The sequence below is a fragment of the Paraburkholderia sp. Ac-20336 genome (assembly GCF_017105025.1).
In the GTDB taxonomy this organism is placed as follows: Bacteria; Pseudomonadota; Gammaproteobacteria; order Burkholderiales; family Burkholderiaceae; genus Paraburkholderia.
Map to the genome: position 1 here is coordinate 218436 of NZ_JAAGPS010000001.1, position 22118 is coordinate 240553.

Sequence of the window (22118 nt, forward strand, 5' to 3'; positions counted from 1 at the left end):
ATCGAATACTTCCCTCCCGTCCCAGCAAGCGAAGTGGTGATAAAAAATCGAGATCAAATATCTTTCTGAACGGCCGTTCCAACCGAGCGATCCCTGAGCGGCCAACGCCCGTTGAGAACCGGCTGCCCACCCCAAAGCGAGACAAAGAGAGTCGCAATCAAACAGACCAGCAGATCGCCTTTTCCCCTCGCGCAACCCTGACAACACAGGCGTCACTCGGCCAGCCACCCAAAGTGTCTAGACTCTAGACACTCTCCATCCCGCCAGAACAACCCGCCCGCCACCAACAAAAAAGCCCGCACGAGGCGGGCTTCTCTCTTACAAACCAACGATTAGTCAATTCGTCTTGGGCTGCGCATGAAACATCTGCCCGATAAGCTGACGTATCTGAATCTCCTGCGCCTCGGTAATCACTCCGGTCTTGATCTTGATCGTAAAGTTGCTGATGTCCTTCGTGATACTTCCTGCGTGCTCCCGTCCCGAGAAAAACTTTTCGATGCTGCGTCCGCTCGCTCCGCCTGACGTCGTCTGTCTCGTGGCCAGCGCCACAATGGCCGAGGCGATCTTGCCCTGATCCATTTCGCCTCTCACCAGCAGCGGCCAAATTTCACGCGCGGCCTTGATGCCATCCTCGCCGTGTTTTTTGATCGCCGCGGCAATCGCCTGTGCCGCAGTTCCACCAAGAAGCCGCGGCTGGATATCCAGATCCTTTTTGATAAAGTCCGGAAGATTGTCGAACGCAAGAAATTGGTAAAGCCCTGCACGAGACAAACCCATCGCCTCCGCCAGTCGCTTCCGGTTCGGAAACTCCGTCTCCGATCTGCGGATAGCAACCCCGATCTCGTAATCGGCCAGATCGTCCCGGCTGATATTTTCGACCATCGCCAGAACGGCCATATCCGAGTCGGAGCAGTCCGCCACCACCGCCTTGATCGTATCGAGCCCGAGCATCTTGTGTGCTCGCCAACGCCGCTCACCAGCAACAATCTGATAATCGTCGGCGACACGACGCACAACGATCGGCTGCATGAGCCCAACCTCACGGATGGACTCGGCGAGTTCCGCAAGCTTGGCTTCGTTGAACACCCGCCGAGGCTGCCAGGGGTTGGGCAAAATTCCCGCCACCGCCAACTGCGATGCGACACCGGTTGCCTCCAGCTCCTGTACCCGAAGCTGCGCAACGGCTAGCGCGCCCGCGAGGCCGGGCGCTGTCTGCGTGCGATTGCTGCGCTTCACCTCGTCCTCATTGATGGCCGAGGTCTTGCGAATGCCGGACGTCTTGGCCAGCAACTGTTCTCGCATATTACTCATTGCGCGTTCCTCCATTTTTCCGAATAGATTTCGTCGATCCATCGGCAATAGTCAACCAGCGGCTGCCGTACACGCTGCAGCGACTTGGCTGCGCTGTGGGTGCTGCTGATGTCAAAGACCGTCGAGAACGCCAGCGCGCCCGTACTCATCACCGAGCTCGCCGGCACTTCAATCGAGTGCAGCCAGTTTTCGTATGCGCTCTGTGCCCACGCACGCACGATGGGAGCCGACGAGTTTCGCCCGTAATCGACCCTCGAAAGCACCAGCGAGACGAAGTCGTATTTCTTGTCCTTCTCGTACTTGATGAAGCTCTTCGACACGTCCGAGAAGAGTCGCCAGAACGACAGCGAGCTGATGAAGTCGAGGTTCTCCGGCACCATCGGCATCACCATTGCATCCGCCGCCATGAGTGCATTCAGATTGAGGTATGACAGCGACGGCGATGTGTCCATCAGAATGTAGTCGTACTTCTTCCGTAGCGGCTCGAGGCCCTGGCGAAGGACCGTCCAAAACCGGAAACCCGGCCTCACCTTTTGCATTGCCGGCAAATGAAACTCAGCACCGATCAGCTCCGTGTGCGCCGGAATGACATCGATGCCATCCCAGTAAGTCGACTGCACCCGGCCTTCGAGACCCCCTTCGATATCCTGGTCATAGACGTACGGCAGCACCGTATCTTCCGGTGTCACATCTTTTTCCGCATACAGTCCGCACAGTTCCGACAGTGACGCCTGCGGATCAAGGTCGACCACAAGTACCTTGCGGCCGCGCAACGATAGGCCTTGAGCGAGGCACATGGTCGTTGTCGTCTTCGCGGACCCACCTTTGAGCTGAGCGGTAATGATGATCTTTCCGTCCGGCTCCTTCACGCGGGTGACGAGCGGAGTCTGGTAGATATCAGAAATTTTCTGCACCCAGATGCGCGCTTCTTCGAGGGTGAACGTGCGGGTGCGACCGGTGCCGGCAGCGGTGCCCGAGGGCAGTTCACCGTCGCCCTTGGTCGCAAGATATTGAACCTGCGAGTGAGAGATATTGCACATCTCGGCAATCTCACCCGTCTTGAAAACAGGAGCCGTCTTTCGCGGACGCGGAGCCAGAATCGTGTCACGCAGCTCATTGGTAAAAATCGTGACCTTTTCCGCAAACTGGCTGATCTGCTCAAAGTGAACGGTTCGGTCTACGGCAGGAAGTTGGCTCGTTCTGACCATTCTGAGGTTTTCCCATAAAATTCTAGAAACCTCAGAATACAGGAAATGCTTGAAAATAGCTTTTTAAATTACTGTTTTTATGCAGATTTTTCGCACTTCGACACACTTCAGAGCCCAATTTCGGAGGCGATCGCGCTCTTGCTCGCTAAACACGACTATTTGAGCGACCTCGGCGAGGCACAAATGACCTCACCTTTATCCGAAAAATCCCCGGAGCAAGTCTCAGCGTGCCTAAAAAATTGGCGTCTGGTGAGGTCATTTGTGCATTTTCTCATTTTCGCGTCTCACTGACGAACCCTTTACAGCACAACTGACCTCACCTTTCCTCGAAATTGCCGGGCGAAACGCGACCATACGGGATCAGAATCGCTTCGAAAGCCCCTACGCACAATCAACCTCACCTACATGGCCCTGAACTCAACGGCTAAGGAGCCGATCCATAGCCAAACCAGGGTATTTCAATCTCACCCAGCAGCACAACAAATCTCACCATCACCCAAAATCGAGATTGCGCTTTCCAGACGCGCACAATCAACCTCACCTTGCTGCATTGCGTCATTTCTCTTTTCAGCTTTGCAAATCGCAGTTGGTGGGTTGTTTTTAAAACAAGAACGAACCAACAAACCAACAGGAAGTTTCAATGTCCAGTTAATTCAACTACTTAACTTCAGAAAGGTGAGGTGGGTTGTGCCAAAGGTGAGGTGGAATGTGCGTAAAGGTGCGGCCTGTTGTGCAGGAAGGTGAGGCTCTTTCCCCATCAAGGTGAGGCCCGGTGTGCATGACAGACGCTTGCCACTGCAAAGGTGAGGTGGGTTGTGCAAAGCCCTCGGAATCGGCCAGAAGTGCTGTCATACAAGGCCTGGCTCCACAATGAGCCGCTCCGTCGGTGAGGTTGGTTGTGTCTCGGGTGAGGTTCTGTGTGCTCATCCGCAGCACGAGCTTCCTTGCCGCGAGGCCACGCCCTGATGGTGAGGTTCTGTGTGTTGACAGCTCACCACCGCGTGCTAGAGTCCCGGAAGCGAAAAAAGTGGATGAAGAACATGACGGCGGACAATCCGGAAGAGGGCAAGTCGAAGGCCACCTCACGCCAGATGGCACTCGCGCTGTTCGAGGACATGTTCGACCAGGGGTTGCGCATCAACGAAGCCAATCGGGAGATCGGCTATCAGCGCAACGACTTCTTCACCGAAATCGTCAATATGGGGCTACCCGCGCGGCGCTTTCTTGACGCTGCGTATTTCATCGTCGCGCAGGAGTCCGAAGAGCGCGATCAGTACGACATCGAGCTTAACTATTTCAAGTGGCTGATGCGTTACGACAGCCGCAATCTCAAGCATTTACGCACGATTGCCGACGAAGCGCAGAACGCGAAAGTCCGCGTGACGAATACGCCGGCGGACCGCGATCCGAACGAAGACGATCTCTGGGTCCAGGTTCAACTTATCGGCATGGTCGGTTTTCATCGCGGGCGAATGCGTTTCGACGTCCATCCGCGGCTCGTGCCTCACATCCGCGATCCGCAGAAATCGCACTGGCTGAGCCTGCGCATTTCGACGGCGTTCACGCGCAGCCTCGCGCGCGCGATCTACGACAAAGTTTTGCCGCACGTGCCCGCGGGGCGTACGGACTGGATTCAGCTCGAAGAGATGCGCAATTGGCCCGGCAAAATGGGCGCGAACGCGGCTATCTTCAAGTACTTCAAGCGCGACTGGCTCGAGCCGGCGGTCCGTGAGATCAACGATGTATCGGACGTCGAACTTTCGTACGAGACGCGGACGGCGTCGACAACCTCGAAGAAAATCGATCGCATCCGCTTCCTGCTCAAGCGCAAGGACACGGCCGATGCCGTGCTCGCGAGCCTTGCCGATGCGAGTCATCTGTACAAGATTCTCACCGACGAATTCGGGCTATCAACCAAGCAGTTCACCGAGATTTCCGAGAATCGCGACGTGTGGACCGACGAGCGCATTCAGCAGGCGGTCGAATACACGCGCTTCAGAATCAAACGCGGCCAGGTCAAGAAGAGTCCGGCGGGCTATCTGATGCGCGCGCTGCGCGATAACTGGAAGATGTCCGACGCCGAGCGAACGATGGTCGACGTCCAGGCCAGACTGCTTGCCGATGAGACGCAGGAGCAGGAAGCCAGAACCGTGGCGAGGAAGTCGGTGGCGCACAGCATCGCCACGCGCGAAGAGGAAGTGCGCGCGCGCATGAACGAGGATTCGCGCCAAGGCCGCGACCACTTCAGCGCCGCCGACGCAAAGACGCGCAAGGAACTGATGCACGCGTGGACGATGTCGCGCGAAGGCAAGCTGATGCTGCGTCGTATGAAGCTGGAACCGTCGACGGTGACGGAAGAGGCGATCTTCGCGAATACCGAACTGGTCTGGTATCTCGGCCAGTTCGTTTTTGGCCGGATGAATGCGGCCCGGGCTGCCGCGGCCTGACATCGGCCCCGCGTGAGCCATCAGCGATGCGGCGCTGACGATCGATAACCCGCGACCTGCGCGAGCGCCGCCCCTCTCTCTAGAACGATCCAACCAGCGTTCCGAGCACGATCACCACGACGAGCGCGAGCAGCGCGCCCAGAATCCCGACGATGACGATGTCGCGATAGCTTTCGCGATGTGTCGAGCCGCACACGGCAAGCAGCGTTACCACTGCGCCGTTGTGCGGCAGACTATCGAGCGTTCCCGACGAAATCACCGCGACCCGATGCAGCAGTGCAGGGTCGATGCCGTACTGACCGGCCAGTTGCAGATAGGTGCTGCCGAGCGCATCGAGTGCGATGGTCAGGCCGCCCGATGCCGAGCCCGTTAGCGCCGCCAGCAGATTCGTTGCAACGGCAAGCGAGACGAGCGGACCACCGCCGATGCCGAGCACCCATTCGCGCACGAGCGCGAACGCGGGCAGTGCGGCGATCACCGCACCGTAGCCGACCAGACTGCCGACGCTCAAGACCGGCAGCACTGACGCATTCGCGCCCGCGTCGATGGTCTCGCGCAAAGCGGGCAAGCGACGGCGATTGAGCAGAATGAGCGCGACGATCGCAACGGTGAGCGCGACGCATACGCCCCACACGCCACCGACGGCCGCAAGCGAGGTTTCGCCCCAGCGGGCGTCCGCGAGATAGTCGGCGTCGAGACGCGGCAACACGATCACGTTCATCACGAAGTTCGTGAGTACGACAAGCACGAGCGGCGTGATCGCGACACCGAACGACGGCTGATCTTCGCTGACGTGTCCGTGGCCGATTTCGCCGGGATCGAAACTCTGCGATACGGTCGCGCGCTCGCGCACGAGGCTCGAATCGGCCGCGGGCTTCGCGGTGGGCGCGGCCGCCGCGTTCGAACCATCGAAGCCTTCGTTGGCCGCTCTCGCGCGCGACTGTTGCAAAGACAGCCACCAGAGCCCGAAGCCTGCCATCACGATACTCGCGATAATGCCGAGCCCCGGCGCCGAAAACGGCGTCGTGCCGAAGAACGGCATCGGGATCGCGTTCTGGATCGCAGGCGTGCCGGGCAGCGCGGACATCGTGAAGGTCGACGTGCCGAGCGCGATCGCGGCTGGCATCAGACGGCGCGGAATATTGGCGGCCTGGAAGAGGGCGGTCGCCATCGGTGCGATCACGAAGAAGGCGACGAAGAGACTCACGCCCCCATACGTGACGAGCGCGCCGCCCATCACGACGGCGAGAATCGCCCGATGCGCGCCGAGTTTGTCCGTCATGTAACTCGCAATCGCCTTCACCGAGCCGCTGTCTTCCATGAGCTTGCCGAACAGCGCGCCGAGCAGGAACAGCGGGAAAAACTGCGCGAGAAACCGCGCGGCGCTGATCATGAAGGTTTGTGTCCAATGCGCGAGAATCGGCTCGCCCGAAATGGCGGCGGCCAGCATCGCGGCGAACGGCGCGAGCAGCAATACGGTCCAGCCGCGATACGCAAAGCCGATCAGCAGCGCGAGACTGGCGAGCATGCCGAACAGTCCGAGACCCACCGCGAGCGGTGACAGGGTAGTGACGTCCATGGTCAGACTCCGTCGAGCAACGCGTCGAGATCAAGTGAAGAGCGCACGCCGATCGAGTCGCCGTGCTCGTCGAGGAACGCTTGCGCGGCAAGCCGTCCTTCGTCGCGCAGCATCGTCAGGAAACTCCACTCGGCGTTCAGCTTCGACGAGTAGCCGAGTTCCGTCATCACGTCGCTCGAGATGCGGTGAATGCGCATCTTCGCCCAGTGGCGGCCTTCGTCGCTGCCGGCGTCCGCCGCGCGGCGTAGCAGCGCGATCATGCGCAGCTCCTTCATGAGCGGTGCGTTGAACGCGACTTCGTTCAGGCGGCTGATGATCTCGCGCGCGGTGCGCGGCGTTTTATCGCGCTCGATGGGATTCACCTGAATCAGCAGCGTGTCGCTCGACGTGCATTCGCGCACCAGCGGCGTGATCGTCGGATTGCCCGCGTAGCCGCCGTCCCAGTAGTCCTCGCCATCGATCCGCACCGCCTGGAACAGCGTCGGCAGACAGCCTGAGGCGAGCAGCACGTCCGGCGACAGGTCGGCGTTGCGGAACACGCGTGCCTGACCGGTGCGCACACGCGTCGCGGTGATGAAGAGCTTGATCGGTGCGTCGCGCAGATGGGCGAAGTCAATCGATTCTTCGAGAATCTTCTGCAGCGGATGGACGCCGCGCGGATTCATGTCGTACGGCGAGAACATGCGGGCCGCGAGATCCATCGCAATGAAAAGCGGCGAATAATCGAGCGTCCAGCGGCCCATCAGCACGTCGAACGGGCTGCGGCGAAATGGACTGAAGACTGCCGCCTCGGACACGCGTCGCCAGAATGCTTCGAGCGTGGCGCGTGCGCCGGCCACGCCATCGAGTTGATAACCGCTCACGAGCACGGCGGCATTCATCGCGCCGGCCGACGTGCCCGAGATACCTTCGATCTGTAGCCAGGGTTCTTCGAGCAGACGGTCGAGGACGCCCCATGTAAAAGCACCGTGCGAGCCGCCGCCTTGCAATGCGAGGTCGATGCGAGCGGGTGCGCGATGAGTTGATCGAGCTTTCGTTGCAGCCAAGACGACTCCTTGTTGAGGAGTGCTCCATTTCACGAACTGGCGCCGAATGTCCGGCGGGCGAAGGAATTGCTGGCTAAACTTGTGAACTTTTCAACGGCATGCAGAGCGTTTTAAATGCGAGCCGCCGCACTGCAACATCCGTATTGAAAGTGGGCGATGCTTAAAAGTCAAGCGTATTCGTTTTGATTCACTGGCATTACGCCCAATAGCGCTATTGTGATAATTGTTCACATGCCCGTGCGTAACGATCGTGTCTTGCGAGATCAATCGAATCCGCCAGCGCGATCCGTCATTCATTCGTGCTCGCCGGGTACCGCCGCGAGGCGCGGTCAAACTCGGAGTCCGCCGCAATCGGCAAGGTTTATTGCAATGTTATGTATTGGCTGAGTGCGCAGATACATTACGACATAATTCGACCGACGGGTCAGGCTATAACGCCAACATCGCCCGATCACGGAGAACACCATGAGCACCGAGCTGTTGCAAGGATCCTGCCATTGCGGGGCCGTCAAATTCGAAGTCCGTACCCCGATCGTTCCGGCTGGCCGCTGCAATTGCAGCCTGTGCCGCCGCAAGGGCGCGCTGATGACGCCACTCTTCCCCGCCAGCGAACTGAAGATTCTGAGCGGCGAAGAGTCGCTCACGCTTTACCAGTTCAACACGAAGGTTGCGAGGCACTATTTCTGCAAGCATTGCGGCATCTATCCGTTTCATCAGACGCGTAAAGACCCGAAACTGTGGCGCGTCAATATCGGCTGCCTCGACGGTGTCGATCCCTATGCGCTCGAAGCCAGCGTTGCGGATGGCGCGAGCCTTTCCGTGCTGGAGGACGCATGAAACGCTTCGTTGCCATCGCGGTGTTCGTCGCCGGCGGCCTCGCGGCCGAACTCGCGCATCCGTTCAGGTGCTCGTTCATTCAGGCGAACGGTGTGCAGTTCAAGCGCCGCAAGAGATAATCTCGCGATGGAAAATCCCGACCACGTACTGATCGTCGACGACGACCGCGGCATCCGCGAACTGCTCGCCGGCTACCTCGAGAAAAACGGCATGCGCGTCTCGCTCGCGGCCAACGGCAGGCAGATGCGCGCTGCGCTCGATAACGGCGCGCCCGATCTGATCGTGCTCGATCTGATGATGCCCGGTGAAGACGGCCTCGTGCTGTGCCGCGAGCTGCGCGCCGGCAAGTTCAGCGCGGTGCCCGTGCTGATGCTGACCGCGCGCAACGAGGAAGCCGACCGCATCGTCGGCCTTGAAATGGGCGCCGACGATTACCTGTCCAAGCCGTTCGCCGCGCGCGAACTGCTCGCGCGGATTCGCTCGGTGCTGCGCCGCGCGCGCATGCTGCCGCCCGGCATGGAAGTGACCGAATCGGCGCCGATGCTGTGCTTTGGCGACTGGCGGCTCGATACGACCGCGCGCCATCTGCTCGACGCGGAAGGCACGATGGTTGCGTTGAGCGGCGCCGAGTACCGTCTGCTGCGCGTGTTTCTCGATCATCCGCAGCGCGTGCTCACGCGCGACCAGTTGCTGAACCTCACTCAGGGGCGCCAGGCCGATGCATTCGACCGCTCGATCGATCTGATGGTGAGCCGTCTGCGTCAACGGCTGCGCGATGGCGCACGCGAGCCGCGTTACATCAAGACGCTGCGCAGCGAAGGCTACGTGTTTTCGGCGGCGGTAACCGCGATCGGAGATCCGCAATGAGCAGGCCAGCGTGGCTGCACGGTCCGCGTACGCTGTTCGCGCGGCTGGCGCTGATCCTGTTCGTCGGTCTCGCGCTCGCACAGACGATGTCGTTCTGGCTCACGATGACCGAACGCGACCAGACGATGACCAATGTGATGATGGGCTACATCGAGCGCGAGGTCGCGAGCTCGGTCGCGCTGCTCGATCATCTGCCGCCCGGCGAGCGCGCGCAGTGGCTGCCGCGTCTCGCGCGGCGCAGCTACGAGTTCATGCTGGGGCCGGGCGTGCCCGGCGTGCCGGTCGATGCGAGCCTGTCGGCGCGCGTCGCGCAGTCGATCGGCGACGGCATCGGCAAGCGTTATCCGCTGAGCGTGAATGCGGTGCCGGGTGACCGCGAGCGTTTACAGGTTCATCTGCGGCTGAGCGACGGTATGCCGCTCACCATCGATCTGCGGCCGATGTCCGGTGCGCCGCTGTCGCGCTGGTTGCCGCTCGTACTGATATTGCAGCTGATCGTGCTTGCCGCGTGCTGCTGGCTCGCGGTGCGGCTCGCGACGCGTCCGCTGCATCAGCTTGCCGTGGCGGCCGATACGCTCGGCCCCGATCTGAAGGCCGAGCGTCTACCCGAAGAAGGGCCTTCGGAAGTGGCACGCGCCGCGCGCGCGTTCAATGCGATGCAGGATCGAATCGCAACCTATATGACCGAGCGCATGCAGATTCTCGCGGCGATCTCACACGATCTGCAAACGCCGATCACGCGCATGCGTCTGCGCCTCGACGTGATGGAGAACGAAGCGGAAGCGGGCAAGCTGCGCCAGGATCTGCAGGAGATGGAAGCGCTGGTGAAGGAGGGCGTCACCTATGCGCGCACGATGCACGGCACGAGCGAAGTGCCGCGTCGTATCGATCCCGATGCGCTGTTCGACAGCCTCGTTTGCGATTACGTCGATGCCGGTCAGGACGTGTCCTTGCAGGGCAGCTTCGGCCAGTCGCTGACATTGCGTCCGCAGGCATTGCGCCGCATCGTCGGCAATCTGGTCGATAACGCGCTGAAGTTCAGCGGCGCGGCGCAGATCGACATCGGCGCTTTGCACAACGGCGAGGCAACCGTCTCGGTGCTCGATCGCGGCCCGGGCATTCCGCCTGAATCGCTGGAGACCGTGTTCGAGCCGTTCTACCGGCTTGAGGGGTCGCGCAATCGTCAAACGGGCGGCACGGGGCTCGGTCTTGCCATTGCCCGGCAACTTGCGCTCGCCATGGATGCGACGCTCACATTGCATAACCGCGTCGGCGGAGGGCTCGAAGCGAGACTGACGTTGAGAAAATTATCCGGGACGTAAATCGGGCAGTGCAATAGCCGGAAAATCCACTGCGTACCCGATATGCATCATTACATTGTCGCCCGGACAGCATGGTTGTGAAATAGAAGCAAAAAAATGACATCGATTTTCAAATGGGCGATGGCAGTATTTATTGCACTGCAATCGATATTTGATTTCCGGGGTGGCTCGTGTTTTCCCTGGTACGCGGAGCATATCTGTAAAAAATCGATGTGAATCGAGTTCACATTTTTAGGCTTTTATTCACCGGCCGCCATTGAATGCGAAGTGTTGCACGACGCAACGCATGCATGGCCGGCGTCCATTCTCATGCCGCGAATCCCATACTTCGGAACAATCTATGCAGTTGATTTGACTCGATTTTTCGATCAGGACGATGATCCCGCGCTTGAGCCGCAGCACGATTACCATTTATCGATGGCAATGGCGCAGGCATTCACGAAAATGCTATCAATTCACTCATCGGCATCAAGCATTGCCTCAATAATTTATTCACATTGCACAGCAGAAGCCTTATTCGCTCTGCCACTCAATTGACAAAAGCCAGCGGACGGACCATTCTTTTTCACGTGTGGCGGTTGCTGAGTAAGGTTGCCGATCCGGCCGCGATTGACTGAGAGAAACGTTTCGTTCGAATCTGATTACCAACCTCGCTAAAAAGGTAACTAAAAAGGAATCCGAATGGCGTCCACTCCCCAAAAAATGTCGAGGATGCAGCTCACCGCCATGGTCGTGGGCGGCATGGTCGGCGCCGGGATTTTTTCCCTGCCGCGGACTTTCGCCAATGCCACGGGGCCGCTCGGCGCCGTCATTGCCTGGCTGATTGCCGGCACCGGCATGTATATGCTGGCGCGCGTGTTCCAGGCGCTCGCGGAACGAAAGCCCGAACTGGACGCCGGCGTGTTTGCCTATGCGAAAGCCGGCTTTGGCGACTACCCCGGCTTTCTCTCGGCATTCGGCTACTGGATCGGTAGCTGTATCGGCAACGTCTCCTACTGGGTGCTGATCAAGTCGACGCTCGGCGCATTCTTTCCCGTATTCGGCGAGGGCAATACCGCAGTGGCGATCGTCGTCGCGTCGCTCGGCATCTGGCTATTCCATTTCATGATCCTGAAAGGGGTCCAGCAGGCCGCCTTTATCAACAGTATCGTGACGGTCGCCAAGGTCATTCCGATCCTCGTTTTCATCGTCATCCTGATCTTCGGCTTCAGGATGGATCTGTTCCAGGCGAACCTGTACGGCGGTGGTCTCGACGGCAATATCTTCGAGCAGGTGCGAGCGACGATGCTCGTTACCGTGTTCGTGTTCATCGGGATCGAAGGGGCGAGCGTTTATTCCCGTTATGCGAAGAAGCGCTCCGACGTCGGGCAGGCCACGATTCTCGGCTTTATCGTCGTGACTTCGCTGATGGTGCTCGTGACGATGCTGCCGTACGCGGTGCTGCAACGCGCGGACATCGCGGGCATGCGGCAGCCTTCGATGGCGGCGGTGCTCGAAGCGGTGGTCGGGCACTGGGGTGCGATCTTCGTGAGCGTGGGCCTGCTGGTTTCGGTGTTGGGCGCCTATCTTGCCTGGTCGCTGATCTGCGCCGAAGTGCTGTTCACGGCGGCACAGACCAAGGACATGCCCGCCGTTTTCGCGAAAGAGAATGCCAACAAGGTGCCGGCCAACGCGCTGTGGCTGACCAACATCGTGGTGCAGCTTCTTGTCATCAGCACGTACTTCTCGCGGGATGCGTTCGCGCTGATGCTCAACCTCACCAGTGCGATGTCGCTGATTCCCTATCTGTTCGTGGCCGCGTACGGGTTCATGATTTCGAATCGCGGCGAAGGCTACGACGTGCGCCCCGAAGAGCGCAAGCGCGACCTCGTGATGGCGGCCATCGCCGTGATCTATACGGTCTTCATGATTTACGCGGGCGGGCTGAAATTCATTCTGCTGTCCGCCGTGCTGTATGCGCCGGGAACGGCGCTCTATATTTGGGCGAGGCGCGAGCAGAGCAAGGCCGTCTTCATTACTTCCGACTGGATCATCTTTATCGTCGTAGTCCTTGGCGCGCTCGTCGGCATCTATGGTCTTGCGAGCGGAACGATCACGATCTGACGGCATTCGATCGAACATGGCGGATCAACACTGGAATTCAGGAGAGCATCATGGCGAATACAGGTGAGTTGGGTGTTCATTCCGAGGTCGGGCAATTGCGCAAGGTGATGGTGTGCGCGCCAGGGCTCGCGCATTCGAGGCTCACGCCGAGCAATTGCGATGAATTGCTGTTCGACGACGTGCTGTGGGTCGAGAACGCGAAACGCGATCACTTCGACTTCGTGACGAAGATGCGCGACCGTGGTGTCGAAGTCGTGGAGATGCACAACCTGCTCGCGGAAACGGTGGCGGTGCCCGAAGGCAAGAAGTGGATTCTCGATAACCAGGTCGTGCCGAATCAGGTCGGCCTCGGCTTTATCGACGAATTGAGAAGCTATCTGGAAGGGCTCGACAATCGCAAGCTCGCCGAAACGCTGATTGGCGGTTTGTCGACGCACGACTTTCCGGAAGCGCACGGCGGCAAGGCACTCGAAGTCGCGAAGGAAGCGGCGGGTGGCACCGAATATCTGTTGCCACCGTTGCCGAACACGCTTTACACGCGCGACACGACCTGCTGGATCTATGGCGGTGTGACGTTGAATCCGCTGTACTGGCCCGCGCGGCATGAAGAGACGATCCTCACGACGTCGATCTACAGGTTCCACCCGGACTTCGCGGGCAAGGTCAACGTGTGGTGGGGCGATCCGACCGAGGACCACGGTCTCGCGACGCTCGAAGGCGGCGACGTGATGCCGATCGGCAAGGGCGTGGTGCTTATCGGCATGAGCGAGCGCACCTCGCGTCAGGCCATCAGCCAACTGGCCGCCACGCTCTTCAAAAAGGGCGCGGCCGAACGCGTGATTGTTGCGGCCATGCCGAAGATTCGCGCGGCCATGCACCTCGACACGGTATTCACGTTCGCCGATCGCGACTGCGTGCTGGTTGCGCCGGACTTCATGGCGAAGACGCGCACATTCTCGTATCGCCCGAGCAGCCATCCGAGCAGCGTCGAACTGCACGCGGAGAACCAGCCGTTCACCGACGTGGTGGCCGAAGCACTGGGTTTGAGGAGGCTGCGCGTTGTCGAGGCGGGCGGCAGCGATTATCAGCGCGAGCGCACGCAGTGGGACAGCGGCGCGAACCTCGTGTGCGCAGCACCCGGTGTCGTCTACGCCTACGACCGCAACACGTACACGAACACGCTGCTGCGCAAGCAGGGCATCGAGGTGATTACGATCGTCGGTGCCGAGCTTGGGCGCGGACGTGGTGGCGGTCACTGCATGACGTGCCCGATCGTTCGCGATGCGGTGGACTATTAACCGCTCCAGCAGATAACCGGAAGGGCATCGTTCGGTTGCCTCGGTTGCCGCGTTTGCGGCAAGCGGCAGCGCATTCACGGCGACCGGATCTTGCCGGGCGGACGCAACTTCGTTGCGGCCGCTGTCCGGTTGCGGCCAAATACGGGGACGAGCTCAAATGAAAAGGCCCGAGTCACCTCAGCCGGTCACGCTGACCGAGGCGATCATTCCGATCGCCAGCCTCGTCGTACTGGTGGGACTGTCCTATTACCTGTTCGGCGACGCGGGCGCGAGCGGCCCGAATCAGGTGGGGCTCGTCGTCGCCACGATGATCTCGGTGTTTATCGGCTGGCGCCGCGGACACACGCTGGCTTCGCTCGGCGAAGCCGCGGTTGCCAGTGTCAGCACCGGCATCGGTGCGATCTTCATCCTGTTCGCGGTGGGTGCGCTGATCGGTACATGGGCGCTGAGCGGCACGCTCGTGGGCATGGTCTATTACGGGCTGAAACTGCTAAGTCCGAACTATTTCTATGTGACGGCGGCGGCGATCTGCGGTTTCGTTTCGATGAGCATCGGCAGTTCATGGACCGTCGCCGGCACGATCGGTATCGGACTGATGGGCATCGCGCAAGGCATGGGACTGAGCCCCGCGATCACGGCGGGTGCAATCATTTCGGGCGCGTATCTGGGCGACAAATCCTCGCCGCTCTCGGACTCTGCCAATCTCGCTGCCGCCGCAGCCGGTGTCGAGTTGTACCGGCATCTTCGCGAGGTTTTCCTAACCTCGGCGGTGGCGATGGTCATCTCGCTCGGCGTGTTCTATTTTTTCGGCCGGCCCGGCGATTTCGACGCGAGCGCCGAGATTCAGGCGATGCGCGGCGCGTTCCATATCTCGCTGTGGCTGTTTCTGCCGCTGATTCTCGTCATCATGCTCGCCGTTTTCAAAATACCGCCATTTACCGCGATCTTTCTCGGCGCGCTGGCGGGCGGCTTGCTCGCGGTTTGCGTGGCGCCCGAACGCGTGATCGCGTTTGCTGCCGCGAGGTCCGACGTGCCCGTGTGGCTCGCACTCGTCAAAGGCGTATGGCTTGCGCTCGCGAGCGGCTACAAGGCGTCGACGGGCAATCCCGCACTCGACATTCTCGTCACACGTGGCGGCATGGAGAGCATGCTCAGCACGATCTGGCTCATCATTACCGCGCTCGCATTTGGCGGTGTGGTCGAAAAGTGCGGTGTACTCGAGCGTCTGATCGAGCCGGTCATCAGGAAAGCGAAGAGCGCGGGTGCGCTGGTGGCCTCGCTGGTGGGTGCGATTCTCGCCACCAATATCGTGACCGCGGATCAGTACATCGCGGTCGTGCTGCCCGCGCGCATGTTCAGGTCGGCTTTCGCACGACGCGGCTTCGAGCCCGTTGTGCTGTCGCGTGCGGTCGGCGATACGGGCACGCCAACCGGGGCACTGATTCCGTGGAATAGCTGCGGCGCTTATATGGCGGCGACGCTCGGCGTGTCCACACTCAGTTACGCGCCATTCGCGGTGTTCTGCTTCGTGAGTCCGCTGCTGACGATTGCGATTGCCTACGCGGGTATCCGCATGCCACGTCTTGCGGCCGGTGCTACAGAGGGGTCTGCATCCGCATCCGCTTCGACGGAGTCCGCGTCATCGTATCCAGACGAATGAAACCTGGTAAGGCGATTGATTCGAACGGAGGCAATTTCGCCATGCTCACGAATCGTTTGAATAGCGTTCTTTTCAGTTCTCGTTGTGATGTATGTCGTGTTGGTTTGCCGGGCCGCTTGAAGTCGAAAAGCTATTTACTATACTTTTAACGACTTCGAGAAAGCCCTGATTTCGTAGTTCATTCCTTTCTTTTCCCGCAGGGAGGTTTGACCATGAACAGACGCATTATCTCGCAGCTCGTTGCCTTCTCTTTTTCCGGTATTTCTCTGATTGCGATTGCGGCGGGACCGCCGCCGGACGCGGGCGGTGGCCCGATGGCCGGACCGGGCCGTCAGCAGGTGATGCCGTCCATTCCGCATCGGGACTGGCACAACGGCCAGCGTGTGCCGAACGAATACCGCCATAACAATTTCGTCATGGACGACTGGCGCGGGCACGGCCTCAAGGCGCCCCCGCGCGGACATAGATGGCTTGGGATCAACGGGGATTATGTGCTCGTATCGACGAACAACTGGGCCATTTCGACGATCGTCAGCGGCACGCAATGACGCAGTGACATTGTGCGCGCGGACATGCGCGCATGTCCGCGCTTCGTTACGTGAGTCGATGCACTGCGCCTGGCGGATCAGGTCAGCGAACACGTGAGCCAGTGATGGATGAGGCTCGCATCGAGCACCATCTCCTGCCGCGTCGGCGCCCCGAGTAATACGATAGTCTCTGGCCTGCCGTGTACGAGTACATGGATCACGACACAGTGGCCGGCCTCGTTTACGAATCCGGTTTTCTGCAACACGATAGGCCAGTTGTCGAAGCGAACCACCGGATTGGAGTTGACGTAGCGGAGTTCGCCATAGCCGGGGTGGGCGACGTAAGTACGGTCCGTCGTGAACCGATGGATGAGCGGATCGCGCGCCGCAACGGCAACGAGACGGGCCAGGTCTGTTGCTGTCGACACGTTATGCGGCGACAGGCCCGTCGGGTCACGGAACTGCGTGCGACGCATCTGGAGTGTGCGAGCCTCGTCGTTCATCGCTGCCACGAATGCGGGCCGCCCACCCGGGAAATCGCGGCTCAAGGCTGCGGCGGCCCGGTTCTCCGAAGACATCAAGGCGACATGGTACATATCGCGGCGCGAAAGCCGCGAGCCGACCGACAGCCGCGACCCCGTGAACTTGATCATGTCGCGATCACTCGCCGTGACCTGCAGAACGCCGTCGAGTGGCCGATGAGTTTTGCGCGCGACCACTGCGGTCATTAATTTGGATATCGAAGCAATGGGCCGGACTTTGTCGGCACGGCGGGCGAGGAGTGCCTTTCCGGTTCGGACGTCGACGACATAGAGCGAGTCCGAATGGAGCCGATGAGCCGCGTGCCTGTCGTAACCGCAGCGGGCGAGCAGGCGTGGCCCCGCAGTGCTGTGGTGTGCAGTGTGTCGTGTGTGCCGCAGGCGTCTGCGCTTGTGCCCGGCGATATGATGCTGCACGCGCAATGGATGCGATGTCACCGCTGGCCGACGCCTGGACGATTTGCCGTTGCTCGTGGATGGCCCCTGCACGGACGCACTCCCTGGATGCGACGCGAATGCGTTGGTCACGAATGCGGATGCAACGGCGAACGCGACAACCATGACACGGCACGTGCAACCACGAATCAAGCGTGCGGCTACCCCAATCAAACAGCCATCTCCCTGTTGCGGCCGCCTTGCGGGGCAGGGCGCACCGGACGAAACGGAATGGCAAAAGCCGCGAGTCCTTCTGCCGAAGGGCAATAGTTTGCGGTACCCGGCTTTATGCCGTCAACCCTGAAATGGACGGAAGCCGCTTGTATTTATTTCGTTATCCAATTTAATTGGAAAAATGATCCGATAATAGGTGTCGATTTTACCGGTATGACGGGGTGCTATATCGGACGCTAATTTTGCAAAGGTAGACGTCACTGCACGAATTGCTTATACTTTTCTGCGTTTCCATCACGTAATGACATATCCAATGGTGTACCGCGCGTCCTGTCCAGAGTGGCAATTCGTGTAGGTTTCACCGCATCAAACAGGGCCTCCGGTCCTTGCGCAGCACCTATCGTGCTGCCGCAATTTCTGCCGCCGTCGGGCGGCATCGTGCTCCAACGCGCTACGCGTTGCTGGGCGGAAAGCGACAACTGTACGAACGCGTGAGCGTTTGTCAGGTCCCCGATCACGCTCAATCGCCATAGGGGGCCTGGCTTGCTGCATGGCCGATGCGCCGGGCAGTCCGCTTCCTCATGTCGTTCGATATAGCGTCTTTCCTGTCCGTATTCATCACACGCTAAATCGACAAGGAGGAGTCTCGTCATGACGCAACGCACCGCCCGGATCATGGGCAGTCTGATTGTGGTCGTCGCCATCGCTGCGGCACTGGCGCTCGGCATCGGTGCCGACACATTCCGCAGCCGGGCTGGCGATCTCGCCTACTACACGGGGCAGCATCTGCTGCTCGTCGGTTATTCGATGGCGCTCGCGATTCTCGTGGGCGTGCCGGCCGGGGTCATCCTCAGCCGGCCGAAATTCAGGCGGCATGCGGAACGCGCGATGCAGATTTTCAACGTCGGTAACACGATTCCCTCGCTGGCCGTGCTGGCCATCGCGCTCGGCGTTTTCGGCATCGGCAGCGTGCCGGCCATCGTCGCGCTGTTTCTCGCCTCGCTTCTGCCGATCACGCGCAATACCTACGAAGGCGTGAAGAACGTGCCCGCCGCGCTGCGCGAATCGGCGCGCGGCATCGGCATGACCGGCTGGCAGTCGCTCACGCGCGTCGAGTTGCCGAATGCAATGCCCATCATCATCGGCGGCGTGCGCACCGCGCTTGCAATCAACGTCGGAACTGCGCCGCTCGCTTACCTGATCGGCGCCGATAGCCTGGGCTCGCTGATCTTTCCCGGCATCTACCTCGACAATCAGCCCTTGCTGCTGATGGGTGCAGCGTTTACCGCCCTGATCGCGCTCGCGCTCGACATGCTCGTCGCGGCGGGCAATCGCCAGTGGCTCATTCGACATGGAGCCGTGGCATGATTTCCCGTTTGACGAAAGGCGGCATACGCCGTGTTCTGCATCTCGCAAGCGCCTGCATGATCGCGCTTCTCGTCGCGGCGCCGTGCGCTTCGGCATTCGCGTCGACCATCCGGCTCGGCGCGAAGAACTTCACCGAACAATACGTTCTCGCGGAAATCACATCGCAATACCTGCGCTCGCGCGGCTACACCGTCGAGGCGCACTCGGGTCTCGGCAGCACGCTGATGCGTAGCGCGCTGGAAAACGGACAGTTCGACGTGGTGTGGGATTACACCGGCACGGCGGCGCTCGTCTACGACAAGATCGAAGAAAAGCTCACACCGCAGCAGATGTACGAGCGCGTCAAGGCGCTCGACGAACCGCGCGGTCTGATCTGGCTCGACGCGTCGCCGGTCAACGATACCTATGCGCTCGGCCTGCCGGGCCGCGTTGCGCAACGCACGGGTATTCGCACGGTTTCGGAACTTGCCGCGTACCTGGCGAAGCATCCGGAATCGAAGCACTTCGTCTTCGGCATGGATGCCGAGTTCGCCAATCGCCCGGACGGTCTGAAGCCGCTGCTCGCGGCCTACGGCATGCATTTCCGGCGCGCGCAGCTCAAGCAGATGGACCCCGGGCTCGTCTATACGGCGCTGCATAACGACCAGTTGACGATCGGGCTCGTGTACACGACCGACGGCCGCGTGAACGGCTTCGGCATTGTGCCGCTCGAAGACGATCTGCACTTCTTTCCGCCCTACAACGCTGTGCCGATCGTGCGCAAGGAAGTGCTGGAACGCAATCCGGAACTCGCGAAGCAGCTCAACGCACTCTCTGCGGTGCTGAACAACGACGTGCTGCAGAAGATGAACAAGGAGGTCGATCTGGACGGCAAACCCGTGCAGGACGTCGCCGCCGGGTTCCTGCGCACGCATACCTTACCGTGAAGGAGTCCGCATGAGCGTAATCGACTATCTGTTATCGAACTGGCAGGACCTGCTGCACCTCACGCTGCAACATATCAATCTCGTGGGCATTGCCGTCGGCTGCGCGATCGTCGCGGGCGTTCCGCTAGGCATCCTGATCAATCGTCACGCGTGGCTCGCCGGGCCGCTGCTCGGTCTTGCGACCGTGATTCTCACGCTGCCCTCGATCGCGCTGTTCGGGCTGATGATTCCGGTGTTCTCGCGCTTCGGGCAGGGCATCGGCGCGCTGCCTGCAATTACGGCCGTGTTTCTCTATTCGCTTCTGCCGATCATGCGCAATACGCACCTGGCGCTTGCCAGCGTGGACGCCGGTATCAAGGAAGCGGGCACGGGCATCGGCATGACGGCCTGGCAGCGGCTGCGGCTCGTCGATTTGCCGCTTTCGGTGCCGGTCATTCTGGCGGGCGTGCGCACGGCGGTCGTGATGAACATCGGCGTGATGACGATCGCCGCCGTCATCGGTGCGGGCGGCCTCGGCACGCTGATCGTGCGGGCCATCGGCCAGAGCAGCATGATGAAGCTCGTGGTAGGGGCGGTGCTCGTCAGCATTCTGGCCATTGTCGCCGACCTGATTCTGCAGGCGCTGCAACGCGCCTTGACACCGAAGGGAGTACAAAAAACATGATCGAACTCGACAAGCTGACCAAGACGTTCCCGCGCAAGGACGGGCAAACCGTGCGCGCCGTCGACTCGGTGAGCCTTTCGGTGCCGGAGGGGGAAATCTGCGTGTTCCTTGGGCCGTCGGGCTGTGGGAAAACGACCACGCTCAAGATGATCAACCGCCTGATTGAGCCGACTTCCGGGCGCGTGCTCATCAACGGCGAAGATACGGCGGGCCTCGACGAAGTGAGCCTGCGCCGGCGTATCGGCTACGTGATCCAGCAGATCGGCCTGTTTCCGAACATGACCATCGAGGAGAACATCACGGTCGTGCCGCGTTTGCTGGGGTGGGACAAGCAGCGCTGCGCCGCGCGCGCGGCCGAACTGATGTCGATGGTGGCACTCGATCCGAAGCTATACCTGAAGCGCTATCCGCGCGAACTGTCCGGCGGCCAGCAACAGCGCATCGGCGTGATCCGCGCGCTCGCGGCCGATCCGCCGGTGCTGCTGATGGACGAACCGTTCGGCGCAGTCGATCCGATTAACCGCGAATCGATCCGCAACGAGTTCTTCCAGATGCAGCGCCAGCTCGGCAAGACGGTGATCATGGTGAGTCACGACATCGACGAGGCGATCCAGCTCGGCGACCGCATCGCGGTGTTCCGTCGCGGCCAGCTGATCCAGTACGACCACCCCGACACGCTGCTCGCGCGGCCTGCCGACGAGTTCGTCGCGCAGTTCGTGGGTCAGGACAGCACGCTCAAGCGCCTGCTGCTCGTGAAGGCCGGCGACGCCGCCACGCAGCCCGAGACCGCGCAGGCCGGCACGTCTCTGGCTCAGGCCTTTGCCACGATGGATGAAAGCGACACGCGCCACCTGACCGTGCTCGATGAAACCGGGCGGGCGCTCGGATACGTGGCCCGCCGGGCGGCGCGCGGCGCCGAGGGGGTATGCGGAGACCGGCTGAGCAACTTTCCCGCGACGGCGTCGATCGACGACAACCTGCGTATCGTGCTGTCGAAGATGTACCAGTTCGCCGCGTCGTGGTTGCCGGTGCTCGACAACGAGGGGAGCTACCTCGGCGAAATTACGCAGGACTCGATTGCACAGTACCTGAGTTCGGGCCGCTCGCGCCAGGCGATGGCCGCCTGAGGGTCAGCGCGATTCGGTGCGCGCGGCATCGAATCGTTAACACGCTTCCCGTTTTGCCAAGCACGTCGCAAAACGGGAAGCGTGCGATGCCGTGAGGCATCTTTCAGGAATGAACCGCACCGGCAGAGAACTGCGCATTCTGTTTGAGCAGTGCGGGAGCCAGGAAAGCGCCGATCGTGAGGCCCATGCTTTCGTGATGGCTCGCGTACCAGCCTTCTTCGTGCGTCAGGTTCATCGTGCCGATGCACACACCGTCGTAGGCAATGGGAATGTTCAGTATCGAGCCGAGGCCCATGCCGGCCATCACCGCGTGGTCGTCGAACGCTTCGCGAATGCCTTGCGAGGTGGCGGCGCGAAACGGCCTGAGATCCTGCAAGATCTGTTTTGCCCAGGCGGTGCCTTGCTTCTTCTTGCGGCCGCCAAGCGGATAAACGTCCGGCATGTTCGTGTAGACGCGTTCGACTTCGTGGTGTTGCGCGTCGTACGACATGATCGTCAACAGCCTGAAGCCTATCGTGCTCGCGGCTACCTCATGAACCGCGCGGAAAATTTCGTGCGGCTGATTTTTCAGGCGGATCGCCATCGCGAGACGTTCGAGGTCGGCAATGGTCAGTGCCTGCGTGTCGCGCAGCACAGGCTCGGTCGGGTTGGCTTGCATCGTTTGCATGGAAGAGTCCGAA

General features: G+C 60.7%; 19 protein-coding genes. 13 read left to right on the forward strand and 6 right to left on the reverse strand.

What is annotated here, in order from left to right:
- Positions 1-336: 336 nt before the first annotated feature.
- Positions 337-1311: a ParB/RepB/Spo0J family partition protein gene (locus GXB81_RS00955; protein ID WP_167037646.1), complete on the reverse strand. Its 975-nt coding sequence runs from the start codon at positions 1309-1311 to the stop codon at positions 337-339.
- Positions 1308-2519 (reverse strand): AAA family ATPase, encoded by a 1212-nt coding sequence (locus GXB81_RS00960; RefSeq protein ID WP_167037642.1) that lies wholly within the window; start codon positions 2517-2519, stop codon positions 1308-1310. The genes GXB81_RS00955 and GXB81_RS00960 overlap by 4 nt, the downstream gene beginning before the upstream one ends.
- Positions 2520-3559: 1040 nt before the next feature.
- Here GXB81_RS00960 and GXB81_RS00965 point away from each other — a divergent pair.
- Positions 3560-4966, forward strand: a complete 1407-nt coding sequence (locus GXB81_RS00965; protein WP_205988156.1) for a replication initiation protein — start codon at positions 3560-3562, stop codon at positions 4964-4966.
- Positions 4967-5045: 79 nt separating this feature from the next.
- On the opposite strand, the gene GXB81_RS00970 is transcribed toward GXB81_RS00965, so the two are convergent.
- Entirely contained in the window at positions 5046-6545 is a 1500-nt protein-coding gene (locus tag GXB81_RS00970) for a GntP family permease (protein WP_167037639.1), read from the reverse strand.
- 2 nt (positions 6546-6547) lie between these two features.
- The gene (locus GXB81_RS00975) at positions 6548-7591 is read right to left on the reverse strand and encodes a patatin-like phospholipase family protein (protein ID WP_205988061.1); all 1044 of its coding nucleotides are present in this window, start codon (positions 7589-7591) and stop codon (positions 6548-6550) included.
- A 465-nt stretch (positions 7592-8056) separates the two neighbouring features.
- On the opposite strand from GXB81_RS00975, the gene GXB81_RS00980 reads away from it, so the two are divergent.
- From GXB81_RS00980 to GXB81_RS01010, 8 genes are all read left to right on the forward strand, one after another.
- Positions 8057-8428: a GFA family protein gene (locus GXB81_RS00980; RefSeq protein ID WP_205988062.1), complete on the forward strand. Its 372-nt coding sequence runs from the start codon at positions 8057-8059 to the stop codon at positions 8426-8428.
- Positions 8425-8547, forward strand: coding sequence for a hypothetical protein (locus GXB81_RS31720; RefSeq protein WP_277396772.1), 123 nt, complete (start codon positions 8425-8427; stop codon positions 8545-8547). The genes GXB81_RS00980 and GXB81_RS31720 overlap by 4 nt, the downstream gene beginning before the upstream one ends.
- Before the next feature lie 7 nt (positions 8548-8554).
- Entirely contained in the window at positions 8555-9295 is a 741-nt protein-coding gene (locus GXB81_RS00985) for a response regulator (RefSeq protein WP_205988063.1), read from the forward strand.
- Complete coding sequence (locus GXB81_RS00990; protein WP_167037631.1) at positions 9292-10617, forward strand: HAMP domain-containing sensor histidine kinase; 1326 nt, start codon at positions 9292-9294, stop codon at positions 10615-10617. The genes GXB81_RS00985 and GXB81_RS00990 overlap by 4 nt, the downstream gene beginning before the upstream one ends.
- Before the next feature lie 681 nt (positions 10618-11298).
- Complete coding sequence (locus GXB81_RS00995) at positions 11299-12720, forward strand: basic amino acid/polyamine antiporter (RefSeq protein WP_167037626.1); 1422 nt, start codon at positions 11299-11301, stop codon at positions 12718-12720.
- Positions 12721-12770: 50 nt separating this feature from the next.
- On the forward strand, positions 12771-14018 hold the full coding sequence (gene arcA / locus GXB81_RS01000) for an arginine deiminase (RefSeq protein WP_205988064.1): 1248 nt from the start codon (positions 12771-12773) through the stop codon (positions 14016-14018).
- Between the two features lie 157 nt (positions 14019-14175).
- Positions 14176-15678, forward strand: coding sequence for a Na+/H+ antiporter NhaC (gene nhaC, locus GXB81_RS01005; RefSeq protein WP_205988065.1), 1503 nt, complete (start codon positions 14176-14178; stop codon positions 15676-15678).
- Between the two features lie 212 nt (positions 15679-15890).
- Positions 15891-16226: an RcnB family protein gene (locus GXB81_RS01010; protein WP_167281430.1), complete on the forward strand. Its 336-nt coding sequence runs from the start codon at positions 15891-15893 to the stop codon at positions 16224-16226.
- 77 nt (positions 16227-16303) lie between these two features.
- On the opposite strand, the gene GXB81_RS01015 is transcribed toward GXB81_RS01010, so the two are convergent.
- Positions 16304-17353 (reverse strand): serine hydrolase, encoded by a 1050-nt coding sequence (locus GXB81_RS01015; protein ID WP_241016175.1) that lies wholly within the window; start codon positions 17351-17353, stop codon positions 16304-16306.
- A gap of 651 nt (positions 17354-18004) precedes the next feature.
- Between GXB81_RS01015 and GXB81_RS01020 the strand changes: the two genes are divergently transcribed.
- Genes GXB81_RS01020 through GXB81_RS01035 form a run of 4 tightly spaced genes read left to right on the forward strand, consistent with a single transcriptional unit; the run spans position 18005 to position 21438 of the window.
- Positions 18005-18721, forward strand: a complete 717-nt coding sequence (locus tag GXB81_RS01020) for an ABC transporter permease (RefSeq protein WP_167037611.1) — start codon at positions 18005-18007, stop codon at positions 18719-18721.
- A gap of 56 nt (positions 18722-18777) precedes the next feature.
- The gene (locus GXB81_RS01025) at positions 18778-19647 is read left to right on the forward strand and encodes a glycine betaine ABC transporter substrate-binding protein (protein WP_205988157.1); all 870 of its coding nucleotides are present in this window, start codon (positions 18778-18780) and stop codon (positions 19645-19647) included.
- Positions 19648-19657: 10 nt separating this feature from the next.
- On the forward strand, positions 19658-20311 hold the full coding sequence (locus tag GXB81_RS01030; RefSeq protein ID WP_167037605.1) for an ABC transporter permease: 654 nt from the start codon (positions 19658-19660) through the stop codon (positions 20309-20311).
- Complete coding sequence (locus tag GXB81_RS01035; RefSeq protein WP_167281425.1) at positions 20308-21438, forward strand: betaine/proline/choline family ABC transporter ATP-binding protein; 1131 nt, start codon at positions 20308-20310, stop codon at positions 21436-21438. Before GXB81_RS01030 ends, GXB81_RS01035 begins: the two co-directional genes overlap by 4 nt.
- Positions 21439-21541: 103 nt before the next feature.
- On the opposite strand, the gene GXB81_RS01040 is transcribed toward GXB81_RS01035, so the two are convergent.
- Positions 21542-22105 carry a GAF domain-containing protein gene (locus tag GXB81_RS01040; RefSeq protein ID WP_205988066.1) on the reverse strand — a complete coding sequence of 188 codons (564 nt, stop codon included), beginning with the start codon at positions 22103-22105 and terminating at the stop codon, positions 21542-21544.
- Positions 22106-22118: the final 13 nt, after the last annotated feature.